The sequence below is a fragment of the Pseudomonas sp. FW305-28 genome (assembly GCF_017351395.1).
GTDB classification, from domain to species: domain Bacteria; phylum Pseudomonadota; class Gammaproteobacteria; order Pseudomonadales; family Pseudomonadaceae; genus Aquipseudomonas; species Aquipseudomonas fluorescens_AA.
The window spans coordinates 58,637-79,231 of sequence record NZ_JACNDD010000001.1 but is presented as its reverse complement, the minus strand read 5'-3'; the positions used below and the strand labels follow the sequence as shown (position 1 = coordinate 79,231).

Here is a 20,595-nt window from a genome sequence, read left to right as displayed (position 1 = left end):
GCTGGAGCGCCTGATGAGCGGACAGGTCCATGGGGCCGTCGTACTCACTCCTTGACCGCCAGCACACTGCCCGGCACCGAATACAAGGCACGCTCTGTCGTGCTGCCAATCAAGCGCTCAAGACCGGCGCGGTGCACAGTACCCATCACCACCACATCGGCCTCGAATTCGTCGATGAATTCCTGGATGACCGGCACCGGCAGGCCAACGACGAAGTGCCGACGCTCCGCCGGTATGCCACAGCGCTCGGCCAGGCTGATAAGCGCCGCATGCAGCGATTCGCGCAGGGCGTCGGCAAAGTCGTCATCCCAGGCACCGGCCAGCAACGAGGCTTCGCCATTGAAGGCCGGCGACAGGTCGCAGGCGTACAACAGATGCAACGAAGCGTCGCACTGCCGGGCCAGCGCGGTGGCCGTCTGGACGATACGCTCATTCAAGGCATTGGCCTCGGGATCCGAGGGGTCCACCGCAGCCACGACCCGCCGCGGCAAGCTGTGCACCGCCTGGTTGACCAGGTGCACCGGCACCGGACAGTCACGCAATAAATGACAGTCAAGGGGCGTGGCGAACACGCGCTTGAGCAAGGGTTCAAGGGTAACGTCCTTGATCAGCAGGTCAGGCTTGAACTGCTCGACGTAGCGCAGGATTTCCAGCAACGGATGAAGCGTCCACACCACGTGAGTCGTCACATCCAGGCCTTCCTCCTTGAGCAGCGCCGCCTCTTCTACCATCCAGCGACGATAGCGGTGCAAATAGCGCTGCACGCTCGCTTCATCGATTTTTTCACCCCATAAGTGGGTGCGGGCCGGTGGCTGGACGAACGCGCACAAGTGCAGCGCAGCCCCGCTGGCCCGGGCCAGGGCACAGGCCCTGCGCATCGCCGCAGAAGGATGCAGGTCGGGTTCGACGATCAATAGCAGACGCTGGTATTGCCCCATCGCACACCTCCATCGGATTGCCCATACGAAATCCAGAACCTTGCACCGGCCTTTTCCGGCACGATCTTCAGCGTGCGCCCATCTAGGCCCCGGACGGTTTGATCTGAATCAAAGGCAGGGCAATCGACGGACGGATACGCGGGCACTGATCCAGATCAGAATCGATCGCCGTGGCGGGCGTAGAACACTATCGAATGCGTAGCTTTTTATCGCACGCACGTGTACATCCGAGGGAGGATCGCACCATGCTCACTGTCAAAGACCACAACGAACGCGCCGCTGCCCTGTATGCCAGCATCAGTGGCAAACACTGGATCCAGGCACTCAAGGACGGCCGGCATGTCTTGATCCGCCCGCTCAGGGAGCAGGATCGCCAGCGCGAATACGACTTCATCATGCGCCTGTCACCGGAGTCCCGACACATGCGCTTTCTGGCGCAGATCAATGAGCCAGGCGCGGCGTTGCTCGATAATTTGATGGACGTCGACTGCAAGACGCGCATGGCCTACATCGCCCTGGTCCATGACAACGGCGAGTTGATCGAGATCGGGGTCAGTCGCTATTGCGCGACCCAGGAACACGAATGCGAGTGCGCGGTGACGGTCGCCGACCCTTGGCAACACCTGGGGCTGGGGACGTTGCTGATGGAGCACCTGATCGACACCGCGCGTAAAAATGGCTACCGCCAGATGTACTCCGTCGATGCGGCCAGCAATGCCCCGATGCGGGATTTGGCCCATAGCCTGGGTTTTGAAACCCACAGCGATCCCGACGACACCCGGCAGGTCATCCACCGGCTCTACCTTTAGCTCCGGACGCTGCGCGAGGCCTTGGTATGGCCTCGCACAGCGTTGATCCCGTCACGCTTGCGGCTTGATCGCCAACACGCTGCAGGGCGCCCGTTGCAGCAACAGCTCAGCGGTAGTGCCCAAGCGCCTGTCCAGGCCACGATGCGCCGTGGTGCCCATGACGATGACATCGACCTGGTGATCGGCGGCGAACGTGCAAATGCTGTTCAGCGGCGCTCCTTCGATGAAGTGGCGCTGCTGCGGTGCGACCCCATGCCGCTCGGCCAGGGACTCGAACACCTCATGCTGGGCCTGGCCCAACGCTTCATAGAGCCCGGTGGCCAGGGGCAGCGCGCCAATGCCCATGTCCGAGGCGTAGACAGCCGTCCAATCGAAGGCGTGCAGCAACTCGACCTGGGCATTACATTGTTCCGCCAGTTTGACCGCGGCGTCGACGATCTGGTCGTTGAACACCAGATCCTGCTCCTCGCTGCGCAGCACATCGACAATCGCCAGGACCCGCCGAGGCCGCGGGTGACGCGAATCCGTGACCAGATGCACCGGCACCGGGCAGTCACGCAGCAAGCGCCAGTCCAGGGGTGTGAAAAACACCCGTTTCATCGCCGGTTCCGGCTGCGCGTCCTTGATGATCAACGCCATCGGCATCTCCTTGACGTATTGCTGCAAGGCTTGGAAGGCATCCTTGCTCCACACCACCTCGCAGGTCACCTCGACGCCGTGCCGGCGCGCCAGTTCGGCCTGTTGCCACAGCCAATGCCGATGGGTTTCCAGATAACCCTCACGCGCTTGCTTGACCTGTTCCGGGGCGAACAGACCGGCCACCGAGAGCAACTCCAGGTAGTCGAACGCCACAATATGCAGGGGCAGGTCCAGCGCTAGGGCCAACTCGGTGGCGCGGTCGAACGCCGGCGTACGGATCATGGCGTCAGGCGCCACTAGCAATAAACGTTGAGTCTGGGACATGGAACACCTCGGCACGTGGCGACAGCCACTTAAAGGATTGAGGTTTCCAGAATGGACGCCTGCCCGAGACAGGACTTGATCTTCATCAAACAGCCATCATTCAGGCTGACAAACTCGGGAGCAACAGCCCTGCCCACATCGCCAGTGTGACCAGCACCTGGCCGGGAATCACATACCCGGCGAACCTTCGCCCGCCACTGAGCCAGGCGACGACGCATTTGCTCAGGGAGTTGCTGCTCAGCGCCATCAGCACCGGTACGGCGACGCCGTCGGAGGGCAACAACCCGCCCTTGGCCAGGGACGCGATGGAGGCCGTCGAGGCATGGGCGTCGAGCAACCCGCTGAAAATCGCGGTGACGGTCACCCCGGCCTGGCCAAACGCATCGAGCATCGCCGACGAGAGGACGGTGATACCGGTCATTGCCAGAACCATGGTCAACGCCAGCTTGAGGCTGAAGGCACCGCCGTGTTTGATGGGTTCATCGGCCCGCGCCCTTGGACGGGGAAACATCAGCATGCCGGCGTAGAGCAATACCATCAGCATCCCGCACGCCAACGGCCCCCACATCCAACGCAGCAGCACGGGGTCCACGGCTGCGAGAATCAGGCTCATTTGAACCACCGTCGCCAGGTTGGATAATACCGCCGCGGCGCTCACCACCTTGAGATTGATCGGCTCTTTTACCGCGATGCCGCCCATGGTCGCAACTGTCACTGTGGCGGAAGCGAACCCTGAGGCAATCGCACTGAGGGCATAGCCATAGCGGGTCCCCAGGGTTCGAACCGCGACATGCCCCAGCGCACCCACCGCCATCAGCATGACGGTGAGGGTGCACAGGTTGCGCAGGTTGATTGCGTCATAAGGCCCGAGGAATCGATCCGGTGCCAGCGGGAGCACGACCAGCGCGGCGATCAACAGCACCAGGCCATCGCGCAGCTCGGTGGCCGTCAATTGGTTGCGGGCAAAATGGTGCAACGTCTGGCGGCTGGCGAGCAGCCCGGCAATCACTACGCCAATCGCCGTCGCCAGGCCCGGGGCGCTCGCACAGAGCGCACCCAGTGCCAGTACCGCGAACAACGCCACCTCGCTGGTAATCCCCGGGTCCTTGTCGAGATTTCGCCAATAGGCCACGGTCACCAATGCGCCCAGGGCAAGGGTCATGCCCCCCAGCAACAAGGGACCGCCCGCCTGGATCGCCAGGTAGCCGAGCACGGACGTGATGGCGAAGGTGCGCAGGCCGGCGAAGTCGCGCCTGTCGCCCTCGCCTTTGCGCCGTTCGCGCTCAAGCCCCACCAGCAGGCCGATTCCCAGCGCGGCGGCGGCATTGGCGAAAGCCAGGGTTTCAGTCATGGTCACGGCTCTCTGGCGCTGCCTGCGGTTGTCACTCAATCCAGAGGCCCGAGCCGACTGCGCTCGGGCCCTGGGGCGACTGATCATGCTCAAACATAGCGCGATTGCCGCGCCGTTGCCGCCTTCAACGCAACGCTTTGAAGCGTGTTTGATGCAAATCAAGTTACCGGGCGCCATGACGCTCATGATCGATGACAGACACCACGCCGCGCGAAACGTCGCCCGGCGCCAACAGGTCCTTGCCCGGGAGGTTTGTCATGTCTACGCAATCACGCTTGATGCTGGTCGTCTCGCCACTGATGGAACACAGCCCGGCGTTCGACCGGGCCGCCGCACTGGCCAGGGCCGAAGGCGCGGCGCTGCATATTGTCGCGTTTGACTACCTCGAAGGCCTGGCCACGGCGGGCCTGGTCAACGAACAAGCACTGGAGCAGATGCGCCTGGGCTACATCGAGCGCCATCGGCAGTGGCTGGAGGAACAGGCCAGGCCCCTGCGCAACCTCGGCATCGAGGTCACGACAGAAGTGACGTGGGTCGAGCGCCCCTTGCAGGAAATCCTGGTCCACCTCAAGGAAGCGCCGATGGCTGCGCTGATCAAGTCGGTGGACCCTGAGTCATGGTTTTCCCGACTGATGTTCACACCGCTGGACGTGCACCTGCTGCGCGAATGCGCAGTTCCATTGCACTTCGTCAACAAGGTCGCCCACGCTCGTCCGCGCAAGATCCTGGCCGCCATCGACCCGTTCCATCAGGACGGACACTACGAAGGCCTCAATGACCGTATCCTGAGCGAAGCCAACAAGCTGGCCACCCGCTGCGACGCGACGCTGGAAGTCATCTACGCCTATGACCTTTCGTCCATTACCGCCGCCGAATACGGTTTCGGCAACGGTTCGATGTTCTTCTCCTCGACCCTGGCCCGCCAGCTCTACGAATCCCAGGGCGCCGCCTTCGATGCACTGGCCGAACGCAATGGCATCGCCCCGGACCAGCGACGCATGATCATGGGTGACCCGGCCAAGGTGTTGGCGAGCTACGCCGCATCCCATGACATTGACGTCATCGTCATGGGGCGCGTGCGCTACGGCAGCCTGGACAAGCTGATCGGCAGCACAGTGGAAAGCCTGCTGTACAAAATGCCCTGCAGCCTGTGGGTGATTGCGCCGCAGCGAATTGGCTGAGGTGCAGTTGCGCAGATGACCCGCAGAACAACCGCACCGTACCCACAGGAGCGCGGCTGATGAACCGACCGAGCAACATACCTGCGGCGCACCCGACAACGCCCTCGCAGGGCCTGGCCTGGTACACGTTGCCCGCCGCACAGGCACTCAAACACCTGGGTGTCGATGAGCAAGCCGGGCTGGACATCGCCGAAGCCCAGGCCCGGCTTGAGCGTACGGGTTTCAACCGGTTGCCAGCGTCAGCCCGGCGGCCAGCGTGGCAGCGATTTCTGCTGCAATTTCATAACATCCTGATTTATGTACTGCTCGGTTGCGCTGCAATCACCGCAACGCTGCAACACCTGTGGGACACGGTGGTCATTCTTGCCGTCGTGGTGGTCAATGCGATCATTGGCTATGTCCAGGAAGGCAAGGCCGAGCAGGCCATGGATGCCATCCGCAACATGCTGGCGCCCCGCGCAACGGTGATACGTGCCGGCGAACGCCTGGGCATCGCAGGCGAGGAACTGGTACCCGGCGATATCGTCTTGCTGGAGGCTGGCGACAAAGTCCCGGCGGATCTGCGCCTGCTGCATGCCAATCGGCTCCAGGTCCAGGAAGCCATCCTGACCGGAGAGTCCGCACCGGCTGAAAAAAATACCGAACCGGTGCGCATCGAAGCAGCCCTGGCTGATCGTGCCTGCATGGCCTTCAGTGGCACCCTGGTGACCTGCGGCCAAGCAACAGGGGTCGTCGTCGCCACCGCAACCTCGACTGAAATCGGGCGCATCAGCAACCTGCTGTCGGCAGTGAAGCCGCTGACGACGCCCCTGATACAGCAAATGGACGTCTTCGCCCGCTGGCTGACGCTATTGATTTTGCTGATCGCCGGTCTGCTACTCGCTTATGGCCACTTTGTCGGGCATTACGTCTTCACCGAGATATTCATGGTCGTGGTGGGCATGTCGGTCGCGGCCATACCCGAGGGGTTGCCCGCCGTACTCACCATCACCCTGGCGGTGGGCGTGCGGGCAATGGCCCATCGCAACGCCATCGTTCGGCACCTGCCGGCCATCGAAACCCTGGGCTCGGTATCGGTCATCTGCACGGACAAGACCGGCACCCTCACCCGTAACGAGATGATGGTGGCATCCGTCGTCACCAGTGACCTGACCTTCACGGTCGACGGGGTCGGCTATCAGCCTTCGGGCAACATGAACCTTGCCGATCAGTTGATCGACACCTCTCACCACCCGGTGCTGGCCGAACTCGGGCGCGCGACCAGCCTTTGCAATGACGCGAGCTTGAGGCAGCACGAAGACGCCTGGAAGGTCGAAGGAGACCCCATGGAAGGTGCATTGCTGGTGTTTTGCGCCAAGGCCGGTATCAACGGTGAAGAGGAACGCGGCACTTGGGCGCGCACCGATGCCATTCCGTTCGACGCTAAACACCGCTTCATGGCAACGCTGCATCACAACCATGACCGACAAGCCGCGATTTATGTCAAAGGCGCGCCGGAGCAGGTTTTGACCATGTGCACATGCCAGCGTAGCAGCACGGGGGCAACGGCCCCGCTCGATACCGACTATTGGCACGCGCAGGCCAATGCCATCGCCCGCAAAGGCCAACGCGTGTTGGCGCTCGCCGTCAGGTCCGTCCCACCCGAACACGCCATCCTGGAATTTGCCGATGTGCAAGGGACACTGACCTTGCTTGGCCTGGTCGGGATGATCGACCCGCCCCGCCCGGAAACGATCCAGGCGATCAAGCAATGCCAGGCGGCCGGCATTGTCGTGAAAATGATCACAGGGGACCACGCCGGCACCGCCTGCGCCATCGCTGATCAGATCGGCCTGGACAACCCCGACAAGGTACTGACGGGCATTGACCTGGATGCAATGAACGATGCAACCCTCAGGGAATCGCTCAAGCAAGTGAACATCTTCGCGCGTACCAGCCCCGAACATAAGCTCCGGCTGGTGACGTTGCTGCAACTCAACGGCATGACCGTGGCCATGACCGGCGACGGCGTCAACGACGCGCCAGCGCTCAAGCGCGCAGATGCCGGCATCGCCATGGGCGGCAAAGGCAGTGAAGCAGCCAAGGAAGCCGCGGACCTGGTACTGGCGGACGATAACTTCGCCTCTATCGTCGCCGCTGTGCGTGAAGGCCGCACGGTCTATGACAACATCAAGAAAGTGCTGAGCTGGACGTTACCCACCAACGCGGGCGAGACAATGACCCTGATTGTCGCGCTGCTGTTTGGCCTTACATTGCCAGTCACGGCGATACAGATCCTGTGGATCAACCTGATTACCGCTATCACGCTGGGTATCGCGCTGGCGTTCGAACCGACCGAAGACAACACCATGCGCAGGCCACCGCGCTCACGACAGGAGCCGTTGATCAGCGGCGCATTGGTCTGGCATATGGTGCTCGTTTCCATTCTGTTCCTGTGCGGTGTCTACGGCATCTTTACCTATGCCCTGGACCGAGGCTACTCCGTCGAACTGGCCCGCACCCTGGCAGTGAACACCTTGGTCGTGATGGAAATTTTCCACCTGTTCTTTATCCGCAATCTCTACGGCACGTCACTGACCTGGAAGGGCCTTCGGGGTACGAAGGTTGTGTGGGCGACCATCGCGGTGGTGACCGTCGCTCAATTCGCCATCACCTACGCGCCGCCGCTGCAAACCGTGTTCGCCACCCAAGCGGTGCCCTTCATGGATGGACTGCTGATCATCGCGGTGGGCATTGCGCTGTTCGCCATCATCGAAATTGAAAAACAGCTTCGACTGCGTTTAAGCGAGTCCGATCGTCAACCGTGACGATCACTCCCCTACCCACCCCGCCAGGACCTGAACCATGAACGCATCCAGACTCGCCGCCCTCGCCCTGACCGCGGTGCTTTTCCCCACGCCTACCTTTGCCCAGCAGGCCACCGACGCCGCCAATCCGACGCCGCCATCAATGAGCATTGAACAATTTGATCAGCAGATGGCGAAAGCCCAGGAAAACCTGAAGAAGATGCAGGAGCAAATGAGCCTGATCCAGAAAACCACCGATCCGGCGCAACGCCAGAAGCTCATGCAAGATCACCAGGCCATGATGCAGCAAAGCATGCAGATGATGAATGGGATGATGGGGGGCGGCATGATGGGCGGCCATATGAAGGGACACGGCCCGATGATGGGTTGGAAACAAATGGGCAACCACTATTCCCGGATGACGCCTGAGCAGATGAAGCAACACCAGTACATGATGGACAACTACATGGGCATGCAGCAAATGATGATGGAACAGATGATGCAGCACCAGCAGAACATGGGGACGCCATCTCCCTAGACCGGTCTCCCAGGGCAGCGCCTAACTGGACCGGCCCTTGCGCGTGGGTGCTCACGACTTAGGGCGTGGTCGGCGGGGTGCTTTTCGGGCTGCTCGGCGTGGGCGGTGGTTTCGTCGTGGTTCCGGCGCGCCAACGGTACAGCAATCTGACCACGCAATCGGTGCTCGCCACGTCGCTGACCGTTATCGCTTGGGTTGCCCTGTCAGGGGTGCTGACGAGCTCTGCGACAGGCCACCTGCAATGGCCAATAGCGCTACCCTTTTCCATGGGGGCCATCGTCGGCATGCTCGGCGGGCGCCTGGTCGCTGCCAAGTTGCCGGAACCCATCTGCAAAGATGGCTTCGCCCTTGTGTCGACGCTGGTAGCGGCCGCGCTGCTGGTAAAAGCCCTGGGTTGAATCGCATAGTGGAATATCAACGATTGTGTACCGGAGAACGCTGATGAATCTTGACTGGCTCAACTTTACGCCTTGGTCATCCCTTGCCGGCGGTATGTTGATTGGCTTGGCGGCCAGCCTGTTCGTGGTCGCCAACGGCCGGATCGCCGGCATCAGCGGGCTGATCGGTAGCCTGCTGCAGCGAGGCAGCGAAGGGCTGGGCGAGAAGGCATTGTTTCTCCTGGGCCTGCTCGTCGCGCCGCTGGTATGGGGCGTGTTTGCCACCTTGCCGCCGATCGAGTTCCAGAACGGCTGGCTAGGCCTCACTGTCGCGGGCCTGTTGGTGGGTGTCGGCACCCGTTACGGTTCGGGCTGCACCAGTGGCCATGGCGTGTGTGGCCTGTCACGCCTGTCACCGCGCTCGATGGTCGCCACCGCGTGTTTCATGCTCAGCGGTTTCGCCACGGTATTTGTCCTGCGTCACGTGATAGGGGTTTGAACATGCGCAAACTGACGGCATTCATCGCTGGCCTGCTCTTTGGTTTCGGGCTGCTCCTGGCAGGCATGGCCAACCCGGAAAAAGTATTGGGTTTCCTGGACCTGGCCGGCGCCTGGGATCCGTCCCTGGCGCTGGTGATGATCGGGGCGATTGGCACCGCGATCGTCCCGCTGGCCTGGGCGCGCCAACAGACTCATTCGCTGCTGGGCAGCCCCATGCAGTTGCCGGTCAAGCGAGAACTGGACCCACGCCTGATCGGTGGCAGCCTGGTGTTCGGTATCGGCTGGGGCATCGCCGGCATCTGCCCTGGCCCCGCCGTGGCCATCCTGCTGACCGGACACTGGCAAGCCTTTGTCTTCATGCTGGCCATGTTGGCGGGCATGTGGTTGTTCACCGTGCTGGAAACCCGGCGTGTCCATTGATCAGGAGATTGCCATGAAAGCCAACATTGGAACCATTGACCGGGGCGCACGCATTGCCGTGGGGCTTGTCCTTATAATTCTGGCCCTGACGGGCTCGATCGGCGCCTGGGGCTGGATTGGCCTGGTGCCACTGGCCACGGGTATCTTTCGCTTCTGTCCGCTCTATTCGTTATTGGGCATCAAGACCTGCAAACGTTGCTGAAGCGCACAACGGCCTTTCTCCTGGAGCGGCCAGTGACGTTGCAAGCCCCTCTTGGAGCCTTGCAACGGGCTCACTCAACCGAAGGATTCGCCGCCATGCCCTGCTCACAGCCCGAGACATTTGACGTAATCATCATCGGTGGCGGCCAAGCGGCCTTGGCGGTGGCCTATTTCCTGCGGCGTACGCCTCTCTCGTTCGTAATCCTCGACGCCCAGGAAGAACCCGGTGGTGCCTGGCGGCATGGCTGGAACTCGCTGCGACTCTTTTCCCCGGCTACATGGAGTTCGATCCCCGGCTGGATGATGCCCCCCACACAGAATGGCTATCCGTCGCGAGACCACGTGATCGACTACCTCACGCAGTACGAACAGCGCTATCGATTTCCCGTGGTGCGACCGGTACAGGTCACGCGTGTGGAACGCACAGCAACGGGTTTGCGGGTACACACCCCCGAGAAGCACTGGGACGCCCGGGTCGTGGTCAGCGCAACGGGCACCTGGAGCAACCCCTACATCCCTCGTTACCCTGATGCAGCCTTGTTCGCTGGGCAGCAATTGCATTCGGCGGACTATGTCGAGGCATCCCCGTTCGCTGGCAAGAAGGTCCTGGTTGTAGGCGGTGGCAATTCAGGCGCGCAGATTCTGGCCGAGGTATCGAAAGTCGCCGAGACCGCTTGGGTCACGCCCATCGAGCCGCTATTCCTTCCCGACACAGTGGATGGGCGCGTGTTGTTCGAGCGTGCCACCGAACGCTGGAAGGCCCAGCAGGAAGGTCGCGTCATTGATCAACCCGTGGGAGGGTTGGGTGACATCGTCATGGTACCGCCAGTAATCGAGGCCCGTGAACGCAACGTCCTTCAGGCCGTCAGGCCTTTCGAGCGCTTTACTCGCAACGGTGTGATCTGGGCCGACGGCCGCGAATCAGCGGTGGACGTGGTGATCTGGTGCACCGGATTCAGGCCCGCCCTGCAGCATCTGGATGCGCTGGGGGTGCTCAACAACGACGGCCGTGTGGAGGTCGAGGGCACCCGCTCGATACAAGAGCCCAGGCTGTGGCTGGTCGGCTACGGCGAGTGGACGGGGTCGGCGTCCGCCACCCTGATTGGCGTTACACGCACGGCACGCAGCACGGTTGGCGAGATAGTCGACTTTCTCGCCCGGCAATCCATGGCCGATGCGCCTGCTTGAAGCACCGCACGGGATCGGCCACCTGTCATGGCAGCGGAAAATCGCTTAGAAGCGCCCTATTTCCAAGGTCGCGCACAGCCCGCCCTCGGTGCGATTCTCCAAGCGTATGTGCCCCCCCAGTCGATCCGCGATGGTGCGTACGATCGTCAGCCCCAACCCCGCCCCTTGGTCATTGCCGCGGCTGTAGAACCGCTCGAAGAGCCGCTCACACTCGGCCTCGTCGATACCCGGCCCCTGGTCTTCGACAGACAGCTCGTAGTGATCGCCCTTCCTGGCCAGGCGTACGGTGATCGTGCCGTTGGCCGGAGAAAAATTGGCCGCGTTGGTCACCAGGTTGTTCAAGGCGATATCGATGGCCACCGGGTCGATTCGAACCGGACCGATGTCATCGCTGACATCCAGCACCGGCTCGAGCCCCTTGCTCAACAACCAGGGGGTCAGTTGTATCAGGCTCGCCCGAACCGTGGCGGCCAGGTCGATGACCGCCGGCGTCGGAACGCCTGCCTGCGGTTCAAGCCGTGCCATGGTGAGCAATTGGTTGACCAGGCGCGTGGTGCGGTCGACCCCGGCAATCAGGTGTTCCAGGGACTCGCGACGGCTTTGCTCGCTCCCCGCCTCCATCAGATTCTGTGCATGCACCCGCAGTACGGCCAAGGGCGTACGCATTTCATGGGCGGCGTCGGCGATGAAACGCCGCTCACGGCCCATCACCTCCTGGATCTGCGCCAAGACACGGTTGAGTGCCGCCTGCATGGGCTCAAGCTCGGTAGGAAGCGGCATCATTTGCAAGGGCTCCAGGGAACCGGGATGCCTGGCGCGCAGCTTTGCCGCCATATCGACCAGGGGCTTGAGCCCCCAGCCGATGGCCAGCCAGATCACGGCGGCAAGCACCACGCTGCCGATCAGGTTGGGCACGACGGTGTGACGAACAATGCGGTCGACCAGGTCGGCACGCACGTCGTCGCGCTCGCCCACCCAGATCTTCAACCCGTATTGCGCGTCGTCCAGGACGAACGCCCGCCACTTACGGTTCTTCTGGTCCACGATCTCGCTGAAACCGGGCGCAACCGGGGGTGAGGTGAACGACGGTGCGCTGGTGGTATGAACCAGCACCGAACCTTGTGAGTTCCAGACCTGGAAAGCGATCTTGCTTTCATAGGGATGACCGTCGACTTTAGGCACCGCCTGCCCCAACGCCGAATTGAACGCCTGATACAGTTCGGCGTGTTCCTTGCTCGCCATCGGCATGCGCATCACACCCTGCAGCAGCCGGGCATTCTGCGCCAATTGGGCATCGTAGACCTCGGCGATTTCGTGGTTGCTGTCATGCAGGTTGAATACCGTGATGATCAACAGGCCAAGAAACAAGAGGCCGAGGATCAACGTGAGGGTACGCCGCCGGATCGAACTCATCAGCGCTCCTCCACCAGGTAACCGACACCGCGAATGGTGCGGATCAGGTCGGTGGAGAATTTCTTGCGCAGGTGATGGATATGCACTTCCAGCGTGTTGCTCTCGGCCTCCTCGCTCCAACCGTAGAGCAACTGCATCAAATGATCGCGCGTCATGACGCGGCCCGGCGGCGAGAGCAGTTCATGGAGCAACTGATACTCCTTGGGCGTCAGGGCCACCGGCTTGCCCTGGTAACTGACTTGCTGGGTGCCGGGGTTCAGGCTGATACCGGCATGTTCGATCAACGCTTGGGCGCGGCCGGCGCTGCGGCGCAGCAGGGCCCGTAGCCGGGCCTTGAGTTCCGCCAGGTCGAAGGGTTTGACCAGATAGTCGTCAGCCCCGGCGTCCAACCCGGCGATGCGATCCTCGGTGGCATCGCGGGCGGTGAGGATCAGCACCGGCAGGTTGGAACCACTGTCACGCAAGCGCCGCAACACCTGCAGGCCGTCCATGCGTGGCAAGCCAAGGTCAAGCACCGCCAGGTCGAAAGTCTCACTGAGCAGCGAATGCAAGGCGCTGCTGCCGTCCTGCAACCAGTCGACGGTATAGCCTTCGCGACTCAAGGCCTGATGGATGCCCTCCCCCAAGGCCACGTCATCTTCGATCAGTAATAAACGCACACGCGCTCCTGTCAGTTCAGTTGCTTGTTCACATCCACCAGTAACGCGTCGATCTCCTTGCGGCGCCCGGCATCGGCCGTTTCCCGACCCGGCCGCGGCGCTGCCTGCAAGGCTTTTTGCAGCGCTGCCTTGGCTTCGCTGTAGCGTTTCTGACGGTAGAGGTGATCGCCCCAAAAGTACAGGCTGTCGATGCCGTTCGGGTTGAGTTGCAACGCCTGCTGGAGCAATTGCTCGGCCTTGTCCGAATCGCCGAAACCCAGGGGCCAGCCCGGCACCCGGTCGTAGAGTGCGCCGAGGCTGGTGTAGGCCGAGCCTTGCAGGGCCTTGGGGTCCAGGGTCAGGGCTTTTTCCAGGTCGCCCTTGGCGTCCTTGACCTTGCCCAGCGCACCGAGCCCACCCTTGGCACCGGCCCAACTGCTGTTGACGATACCGGACCAGATCCATGCTTCGGCCACCGATTGGCGCTCCTGCTTGAATGCCGAGGCCTGGGTCGCGAGTTTTTCGAACGCGTCGGCGCGTTGGCCTTCTGGCAATTCATATTGAATGTGGGCCCAGCGCTGCTGGATGTCGCTGAGACGTTGCTGGTCGGCCGCCTCCAATGCCCAGACGCTTTGGCTCAGGGTGCCGATCAATAGGCAAGCAAGGATTTTTTTCATGGCTTGAGGTGCTCGTTTTCAGGTTTGCGACTGAGGCGACGGACCAGTGGCAATTGCTTGCGCAGACCCCGATCCACCAAGTTGGGAAGCAGGCTGTTGAGGCCGACGAAAAAGCGTTCAGGCCAGCCCAGATACAGCTCGCGCCGGTCGCCGATAATCGCGTGGATCACCGCCGCCGCCACGGTTTGCGGGTCGTCGACGTTGGCCTTGAGGGCCTGGTTGAGCGCGTCGGCTGCCGGGCTGTTCATCGAGGTTCGGGTGGCCCGGGGCGCCACGTAGAGCACTCCGATACGGGTGTCGGCCAACTCCCGGCGCAAGGCTTCGGAAAAACCGCGCAAGGCAAACTTGCTGGCGCAGTAACTGGCGTAGCCCGGGTAGCCGATTGATCCGTAGGTCGAACCGACGTTCACCACCATCGCGCTGTCGGCCTGCTTGAGCAGCGGCAACAGTATTTTGGTCAGGCAGATCGGCGCGCTGATGTTCAGCGCCAGCATGGCGTTGATCTCGCTGTCGTCGAGTTGTTCGAGCATGGCGAAGTGGTTCACGCCCGCGGCATTGATCAGCAGGTTGATGCCGCCCTGGGCCTCGGCGGCGACCAGCACTTTGCGTCGGTCGGCGAGGAAGGTCAGGTCGGCTTCGACCCAGCTCAAGTGCTGCGGATAACGCTCCAGCAACGGCTGCAAGGCTTCGCGATGCCTGGCGACGGCCAGCACCCGCGCGCCACTGGCGCACAGGGCAGCGGCGATGGCTTGGCCGATTCCACCGCTGGCGCCCGTCAGCACGACACGTGCATCACACAGGCGCATGTTCAGGCTCCCCGTCACGCGGCAGGCCCCGGAACATGTCGGTGTACAACCGGTACACCACCTTGGAGGCATGGATCACCGCAGCCTGGTCCGCCGGATCGTCCAGGCGGTTCATCAGCCCGCGATAGGTCTGCATATGCTCGATGTCGAGCGATCCATGGGAGCTGAGGTAACTGAACGCCGTGGGCGGCAATTCCAGGCGCTGGCGGATGCTGTCGGCGGCATGGGTCGCCAGGGCGATACTGGTGCCCTCCAGCACATTGACCATGCCGAACAGGCCAACCGGGTTGCCTCGGGCGATCAAGTCATAGAGGTAACTGACCATCAGCTCGATGGGTAACGAAGGCTGGCCGTTGCGCACCGCTTCCTTATCGCCACCGCACACGGCAATGTCATCCAGCACCCATTGCTCATGGCCGTACTCTTCGTCGATGTATTCGCACACGGCCTTGCGCAGCCATTCCAGGTGCGTTGGCAGGCGCGCCCCGCACGCCATCATCAACGGCACCGTATGGCGCACGTGGTAATACGCCTGGATCAGGAAGCCCCGGTAACTGGCCAGGCTGACCTGGCCGTCGAGGGCGTCACGAATGATCGGCAGATTGAACAGGGTCTGGCGCTCTTGCTGGGTGGCTTCTTGCAACGTGTCAAAAAAACTCATGATGGGGATTCCTCGGACAAGACGGGTGAAGTGAGCTGCGCGCGGTAATGCTCGACGATGGCTTCCCGGCGTGGCCGGCCATTGGCGGTGAGCATGCCGTTGGCAGCGCTGAAGGGTTGGTCCAGGCGCGTCCAGCAATGGACCCGCGCGTAATCGGGCAACGTGTCGTTGGCCTTGGCCACGGCCAGCTCCAGCGTTTGATCGGTACAGTCGGCGCGGGCAGGCCAGAGCAGTGCATGGTTGTGCGGCATGGCTTCGCCATAGACAAAGGCCTGGGCAATGTCACCGCCCTGGGTGAGTTCGGCTTCAACCCATTCGGGGTTCACGTTGCGACCGAAACTGGTGACGAATTGGTGCTTCTTGCGACCTCGCAGGTAAAGGAAACCGTCCTCGTCGAACTCACCCAGGTCGCCGCTGGGCCACCATTCGCTGGCGTGCGCAGGCTCCCCCAGGTAACCGAGCAGCGTCGAGCCCTTGATCAGAACTTCGCCGTCATCGGCCAAGCGGATCTCCACATGGGGCAGTGGCTGGCCGACACTGCCGGCACGATGAGCCTGTGGCCGATTGAGGCACACCACCGAAGCGCATTCCGACAGCCCATAGCCTTCAAACACCGGCAGGCCAACACGCTGGGCCCGCTGCAACAAATCGTGGGACACCCGTGCCCCGCCGACGGCGGCGAATCGAACGATGTGCGGGTTGAACAGCTTCTGTTCGGCGGCCGTGACCAACATCAACAGCAGTTGCGGAACCAGGATCAGGCTCTGCGCCCGACGCTCGGCCAGGCATCCCAGCAGGCGCGTCGGGTCGACCCCGCTGGCGCCCTGGATGCCAAGCGTCCTCTGGCTGGGCAGGCTCAGCATGGCACCGGCATACAACGCCGCGTAGCAGCCAAGGTTTTCCAGCAGAATCGCCAGGGGCAACAATGCCAAGTGATGCCTGGCCTCGACCGGTTGGCTGGCCTGTTCCAGTTCACGGGCCACCCGCAACAGGCTGTCGGCGCTCAGGCAGACGCCTTTGGGCGTGCCGGTGGTTCCGGACGTGAAGGTCAGCTTGGCGGTGCCTGTCGGCAGACGACTCGGCCCGTCGAAATGCCGCCGCCAGAACTCGCCACTGTGCTGGTATCCGGCGGCTTGCAGTTCCGCTTCGAACGCAGGCTCGGCAATCACCCGCTCGGCCTGGCTCTGCTCCAGGCAGTGGCGACGTTGTGCCTGGCTGAAAAAACCGGGCAGGATGACGCAGGCCAGCCCTTCGAACAGCGCGGCAAGGTCCCAGAGCATCGCTTCGATGCCGTTGTCCAGGGCCAGGGCAACAACGCTGATGTGTTCATCGCGCAGGCGTTGCTGGCGGTACACCACTTCGGAATAAAGCGTTGCGTAGTCGAGCTGCGAACCGTCGCCCCACAGTGCCACGGCATGGCCCCTGCGCTCGGCATGACCACGCAGAGTGCGCTTGAAGCGTTCCATTTCAGGCGACATGGCTGGTTTCTCCGAGGTCCGTCGGCAGTCCCAGGCGATTGAACACGCCGGTATTACGCAGGTGAACGAAACCGGCGCGGATGTTTCCGACATGAACCCACGGCTGGCTTTCGTAGTAACGCCCCCAGAGGTGACGCTCCTCGCCAAGGCGCTGCGGATCGGCCGGGCACAGGGTCACGGGCTTGAGACCCAGGCGATGGAAGCTGTTGACCAGGCCGATATTGCCAGTGAACGCAACCCATTCCAGGCCGCCCATGGCCAACAGATAAGTGATCGCGATGATGCTCAGCCGGGCGCTGCCCGTGTCGCTGGCGGCCAGGTTGCCAACCTCAACGATGCCAGCGCGGTCCACCGCACGATCGGCGGCGGCACTGATCAAGGGCTCGATGGGGCTGTCCAGATAATGTTCGAGGAACAGCGGCCCCTGGGCGGCCCGGCGCACGCCAGCCGCTGCGCAGAGCGTGCCGTGGACATCGTCGAGCCCGAACAGCTCCGGCATGAAGTGACGAATATCGGCACCGTGGACCTGGCGAAAACGCTGCTGGATGAACGCCTCGAACTCAGCTCGCCGGGCTTGTCCCGGCAACGCCCGGTGCAAGTGCCGAACCGGCGGGCCGGCATCACCGAAGGCCAGCGGCAAGTGGATGTTCCAGTCAAAATCGGGCATGGCACAACATTCTCCCTCGGGCTATTGGGGAGAAGTATCGAGGCCGTTTCTTAACGAAGTCTGAAGATGGGAAGTTTGCGTACGCTTGAGAAATAGTCCGATCAAACACGGGCTGCCTTTGTTTGTTTTTCCGTAGTACAGTAGGCAAAACCCGATAAATATCCACCTTTAGATGACCTGAAGTGCCAGGCCCGACGTCAATGGACCCGCACTCCCCGTCATCCTTCTACCGCGGCGGTAACTGCATGATCGACATCACCGAAGTCTCCATTGCCCAACTGCGCGCCGCGCTGGAATCGGGCCAGACCACAGCGGTAGCGCTTGTCCAGGCCTACCTCGCCAGGATCGATGCCTACGACGGCCCCGACACCCCCACGGCCCTCAACGCAGTGGTGGTGCGCAACCCGGATGCGCTGAAGGAAGCGCAGGCTTCCGATGCCCGTCGGGCCAGTGGCCAGACCCTCGGCCCACTCGACGGCATTCCGTATACGGCCAAGGACAGTTATCTGGTCAAAGGGCTCACCGCCGCCTCCGGAAGCCCGGCGTTCAAGGACCTGGTGGCCTATCGCGATGCGTTCACCATCGAACGACTGCGCGCCGCCGGGGCCATCTGCCTGGGCAAGACCAACATGCCGCCCATGGCCAATGGCGGGATGCAGCGCGGGGTGTATGGCCGCGCGGAAAGCCCGTACAACGGCGACTACCTCACCGCGCCCTTTGCCTCCGGCTCCTCGAACGGTGCGGGCACGGCAACCGCCGCCAGTTTCGCCGCGTTTGGCCTTGCCGAGGAAACCTGGTCGAGCGGACGCGGTCCGGCGTCGAACAACGGCCTGTGCGCCTACACGCCGTCGCGCGGGGTGATTTCGGTGCGGGGCAATTGGCCGTTGACGCCGACGATGGACGTCGTCGTGCCCTTCGCCAGGACCATGGCCGACCTGCTCGAAGTGCTGGACGTGGTGGTCGCCGAGGACCCGGACACCCGTGGCGACCTGTGGCGGTTGCAACCCTGGGTGCCGATTCCGAGCGTCGAGTCGGTTCGTCCTGCCTCGTATCCGAGCCTTGCCAGCAACCCGGGGGCGCTGGCCGGCATTCGGTTCGGCGTGCCACGGATGTACATCAATGCGGACCCTGAAGCCGGCACCGCCGAGGCCCCCGGCATCGGCGGCCCGACGGGGCAGCGAATCGTCACCCGTGCCTCGGTGATCGACCTTTGGGAGCAAGCCCGCCAGGCCCTGGAAGCTTGCGGCGCCGAAGTGGTCGAGGTGGATTTCCCGCTGGTGTCCAATTGCGAGGGCGACCGTCCCGGCGCACCGACGGTGTTCACCCGCGGCCTGGTTTCCAAGGAGTTCCTGCACCATGAGTTGTGGGATCTATCGGCCTGGGCATTCGATGACTTCCTGCGGGCCAACGGTGATCCGACATTGAATCGCCTGGCCGATGTCGACGGACCGAAGATCTTCCCCCACGACCCGGGCACCCTGCCCAACCGGGAGGACGATCTGGCCGCCGGCATGGACGAGTATGTGAAGATGGCCCAGCGCGGCATTACGCCCTGGGACCAGATCCCGACGCTGCCCGACGGGTTGCGGGGGCTTGAAGCGACACGCCGGATCGACCTGGAAGACTGGATGGAGCGGCTGGGCCTGGACGCGGTGATCTTCCCGACCGTCGCCGACGTCGGGCCGGCGGATGCGGATATCAATCCGGAATCTGCCGATATCGCCTGGAGCAACGGGGTCTGGGTCGCCAACGGCAACCTCGCCATCCGCCATCTGGGCGTACCCACTGTCACCGTGCCCATGGGCGTCATGGCGGACATCGGCATGCCCGTCGGGCTGACATTCGCCGGGCGTGCCTATGACGATTCGAGGCTGTTGCAACTGGCGTCGGCGTTCGAGTCGATTGGCTCCAAGCGCCGGGTCCCGCCTCGGACACCGCCATTGTCGGCTTGACCCGATCATGGGGCTGCTGCGCAGCCCGGCGGGAGCAAGCTCCCTCGCCACAAAAGCGCACAGGTGCATTACCTGAGGGCTATTTTGGCGAGGGTGGCGTTTGAATGATCACACCCTCGCCCAGCCGAACATGCAACCGTGGCGAGGGAGCTTGCTCCCGCTGGGCTGCGCAGCGGCCCCGATTCCATGCCTACAGCCGGAAATACTGCTGCATGGCACGGGCCAGCAGGCTCACGGCTTCATCGCCGCGTGACGCCTGGGCTCGCATGAACACCACCTCATGCTCCGCGATCACCGGCAGGCCTTCGAGGATCCGCATGGCAGCCGTCACCCGTCCACGGTCGATCAGGCTGATCGCCAACCCGGCCTCCACGCAGGCCTTGACGGCCTGGTTGGAGGGGCTTTCCAGGACGATGCGGGTCTTGCGCCCGCTTTGCCTGAGGGACTCCATCATCGCTTGCCGATAAGGGCATTGCGCCGCATGCACCGCCAGCGGCAGCGGCTCCATCGAAGCCGCTATCGTGTGGGCCGGCCCGACCCAGACCGGCGTGGTGGACACCAGCACCTGCACCTCTGCATTCGCCTGCCCCTTCGGCTGGGCGACAACCGCCGCCTGAAGCTTGCCGCGCTGCACCAGGTCGCGTAGCGCATAGCTTGGCGCGGTCTTGAGCTCCAGCACCACGTTGGGCCACGCGGCGGCGAAGGTCGGGAGGATGTCGCGGATCACATGGTCTGCGTACTCATCCGGCACCCCCAAGGTGATACGCCCCGCCAAACGGGTTCCGTGCAGGTCGGCCAGCACCCGGTCATGGGTGCTCAACAGCTCCGTCGTCGCCACGAGCAAACGCTGGCCCAACGCGGTGAGGGATACCGATTGATTGTCCCGGTTGAGCAAGCGCCCGCCAGCGACCGCTTCCAAACGCTGGATATGCACACTGACCGCCGCCGGGCTTTTGTGCAGTTGGTCTGCCGCCGCACTGAATTTACCGATCCGCGCCACCGCATGAAAAGTACGTATCAAGTCGATATCGAGTATGGCCGTCATGATTC

21 protein-coding genes are annotated in these 20,595 nt (G+C 62.9%); 10 read left to right on the top strand and 11 right to left on the bottom strand.

Features of this window, described 5'->3' with window-relative positions; translation table 11 throughout:
• Positions 1-44 precede the first annotated feature (44 nt).
• A complete protein-coding gene (locus tag J4E53_RS00360; protein WP_060741867.1) occupies positions 45-938 on the bottom strand; it encodes a universal stress protein in 894 nt (297 codons plus the stop codon).
• A 245-nt stretch (positions 939-1,183) separates the two neighbouring features.
• Between J4E53_RS00360 and J4E53_RS00355 the strand changes: the two genes are divergently transcribed.
• Positions 1,184-1,747: a GNAT family N-acetyltransferase gene (locus tag J4E53_RS00355; protein ID WP_072347403.1), complete on the top strand. Its 564-nt coding sequence runs from the start codon at positions 1,184-1,186 to the stop codon at positions 1,745-1,747.
• A 51-nt stretch (positions 1,748-1,798) separates the two neighbouring features.
• Here J4E53_RS00355 and J4E53_RS00350 read toward each other — a convergent pair whose 3' ends face one another.
• Both J4E53_RS00350 and J4E53_RS00345 read right to left on the bottom strand, forming a co-directional pair.
• Positions 1,799-2,710 carry a universal stress protein gene (locus J4E53_RS00350; RefSeq protein ID WP_103308032.1) on the bottom strand — a complete coding sequence of 304 codons (912 nt, stop codon included), beginning with the start codon at positions 2,708-2,710 and terminating at the stop codon, positions 1,799-1,801.
• 100 nt (positions 2,711-2,810) lie between these two features.
• Positions 2,811-4,061 carry a DUF4010 domain-containing protein gene (locus J4E53_RS00345; protein WP_103308031.1) on the bottom strand — a complete coding sequence of 417 codons (1,251 nt, stop codon included), beginning with the start codon at positions 4,059-4,061 and terminating at the stop codon, positions 2,811-2,813.
• Positions 4,062-4,318: 257 nt separating this feature from the next.
• On the opposite strand from J4E53_RS00345, the gene J4E53_RS00340 reads away from it, so the two are divergent.
• The 8 genes from J4E53_RS00340 (at position 4,319) to J4E53_RS00305 (ending at position 11,253) form a co-directional block, all read left to right on the top strand.
• The gene (locus tag J4E53_RS00340) at positions 4,319-5,242 is read left to right on the top strand and encodes a universal stress protein (RefSeq protein ID WP_060741863.1); all 924 of its coding nucleotides are present in this window, start codon (positions 4,319-4,321) and stop codon (positions 5,240-5,242) included.
• A 59-nt stretch (positions 5,243-5,301) separates the two neighbouring features.
• Positions 5,302-8,049, top strand: a complete 2,748-nt coding sequence (locus J4E53_RS00335; protein ID WP_060741862.1) for a cation-transporting P-type ATPase — start codon at positions 5,302-5,304, stop codon at positions 8,047-8,049.
• A gap of 37 nt (positions 8,050-8,086) precedes the next feature.
• Positions 8,087-8,566 carry a hypothetical protein gene (locus J4E53_RS00330; protein WP_060741861.1) on the top strand — a complete coding sequence of 160 codons (480 nt, stop codon included), beginning with the start codon at positions 8,087-8,089 and terminating at the stop codon, positions 8,564-8,566.
• Positions 8,567-8,631: 65 nt separating this feature from the next.
• A complete protein-coding gene (locus J4E53_RS00325; RefSeq protein ID WP_305891268.1) occupies positions 8,632-8,964 on the top strand; it encodes a TSUP family transporter in 333 nt (110 codons plus the stop codon).
• A 43-nt stretch (positions 8,965-9,007) separates the two neighbouring features.
• Positions 9,008-9,442 carry a YeeE/YedE family protein gene (locus J4E53_RS00320; RefSeq protein WP_103308030.1) on the top strand — a complete coding sequence of 145 codons (435 nt, stop codon included), beginning with the start codon at positions 9,008-9,010 and terminating at the stop codon, positions 9,440-9,442.
• Positions 9,443-9,444: 2 nt separating this feature from the next.
• Positions 9,445-9,864, top strand: coding sequence for a DUF6691 family protein (locus J4E53_RS00315; protein WP_103308029.1), 420 nt, complete (start codon positions 9,445-9,447; stop codon positions 9,862-9,864).
• A gap of 13 nt (positions 9,865-9,877) precedes the next feature.
• Positions 9,878-10,066: a DUF2892 domain-containing protein gene (locus J4E53_RS00310; RefSeq protein WP_092141787.1), complete on the top strand. Its 189-nt coding sequence runs from the start codon at positions 9,878-9,880 to the stop codon at positions 10,064-10,066.
• A 95-nt stretch (positions 10,067-10,161) separates the two neighbouring features.
• Complete coding sequence (locus J4E53_RS00305; RefSeq protein ID WP_103308028.1) at positions 10,162-11,253, top strand: ArsO family NAD(P)H-dependent flavin-containing monooxygenase; 1,092 nt, start codon at positions 10,162-10,164, stop codon at positions 11,251-11,253.
• Between the two features lie 45 nt (positions 11,254-11,298).
• Here J4E53_RS00305 and J4E53_RS00300 read toward each other — a convergent pair whose 3' ends face one another.
• The 7 genes from J4E53_RS00300 to J4E53_RS00270 are packed head-to-tail and all read right to left on the bottom strand — an operon-like array spanning position 11,299 to position 17,593.
• Entirely contained in the window at positions 11,299-12,666 is a 1,368-nt protein-coding gene (locus J4E53_RS00300) for an ATP-binding protein (protein ID WP_103308027.1), read from the bottom strand.
• A complete protein-coding gene (locus J4E53_RS00295; RefSeq protein WP_060741855.1) occupies positions 12,666-13,325 on the bottom strand; it encodes a response regulator in 660 nt (219 codons plus the stop codon). Before J4E53_RS00295 ends, J4E53_RS00300 begins: the two co-directional genes overlap by 1 nt.
• Before the next feature lie 11 nt (positions 13,326-13,336).
• Complete coding sequence (locus tag J4E53_RS00290) at positions 13,337-13,981, bottom strand: tetratricopeptide repeat protein (RefSeq protein WP_060741854.1); 645 nt, start codon at positions 13,979-13,981, stop codon at positions 13,337-13,339.
• Entirely contained in the window at positions 13,978-14,787 is an 810-nt protein-coding gene (locus tag J4E53_RS00285; RefSeq protein WP_060741853.1) for an SDR family oxidoreductase, read from the bottom strand. Before J4E53_RS00285 ends, J4E53_RS00290 begins: the two co-directional genes overlap by 4 nt.
• Positions 14,774-15,448 carry a TenA family transcriptional regulator gene (locus tag J4E53_RS00280; RefSeq protein ID WP_060741852.1) on the bottom strand — a complete coding sequence of 225 codons (675 nt, stop codon included), beginning with the start codon at positions 15,446-15,448 and terminating at the stop codon, positions 14,774-14,776. The genes J4E53_RS00285 and J4E53_RS00280 overlap by 14 nt, the downstream gene beginning before the upstream one ends.
• On the bottom strand, positions 15,445-16,926 hold the full coding sequence (locus J4E53_RS00275) for an AMP-binding protein (RefSeq protein WP_103308026.1): 1,482 nt from the start codon (positions 16,924-16,926) through the stop codon (positions 15,445-15,447). Before J4E53_RS00275 ends, J4E53_RS00280 begins: the two co-directional genes overlap by 4 nt.
• Positions 16,916-17,593 (bottom strand): thermostable hemolysin, encoded by a 678-nt coding sequence (locus J4E53_RS00270; protein WP_103308025.1) that lies wholly within the window; start codon positions 17,591-17,593, stop codon positions 16,916-16,918. Before J4E53_RS00270 ends, J4E53_RS00275 begins: the two co-directional genes overlap by 11 nt.
• A gap of 245 nt (positions 17,594-17,838) precedes the next feature.
• Here J4E53_RS00270 and J4E53_RS00265 point away from each other — a divergent pair, with 245 nt between their 5' ends.
• Complete coding sequence (locus J4E53_RS00265; RefSeq protein ID WP_103308024.1) at positions 17,839-19,545, top strand: amidase; 1,707 nt, start codon at positions 17,839-17,841, stop codon at positions 19,543-19,545.
• Positions 19,546-19,735: 190 nt separating this feature from the next.
• Here J4E53_RS00265 and J4E53_RS00260 read toward each other — a convergent pair whose 3' ends face one another.
• A complete protein-coding gene (locus J4E53_RS00260; RefSeq protein ID WP_103308023.1) occupies positions 19,736-20,590 on the bottom strand; it encodes a LysR family transcriptional regulator in 855 nt (284 codons plus the stop codon).
• Positions 20,591-20,595: the final 5 nt, after the last annotated feature.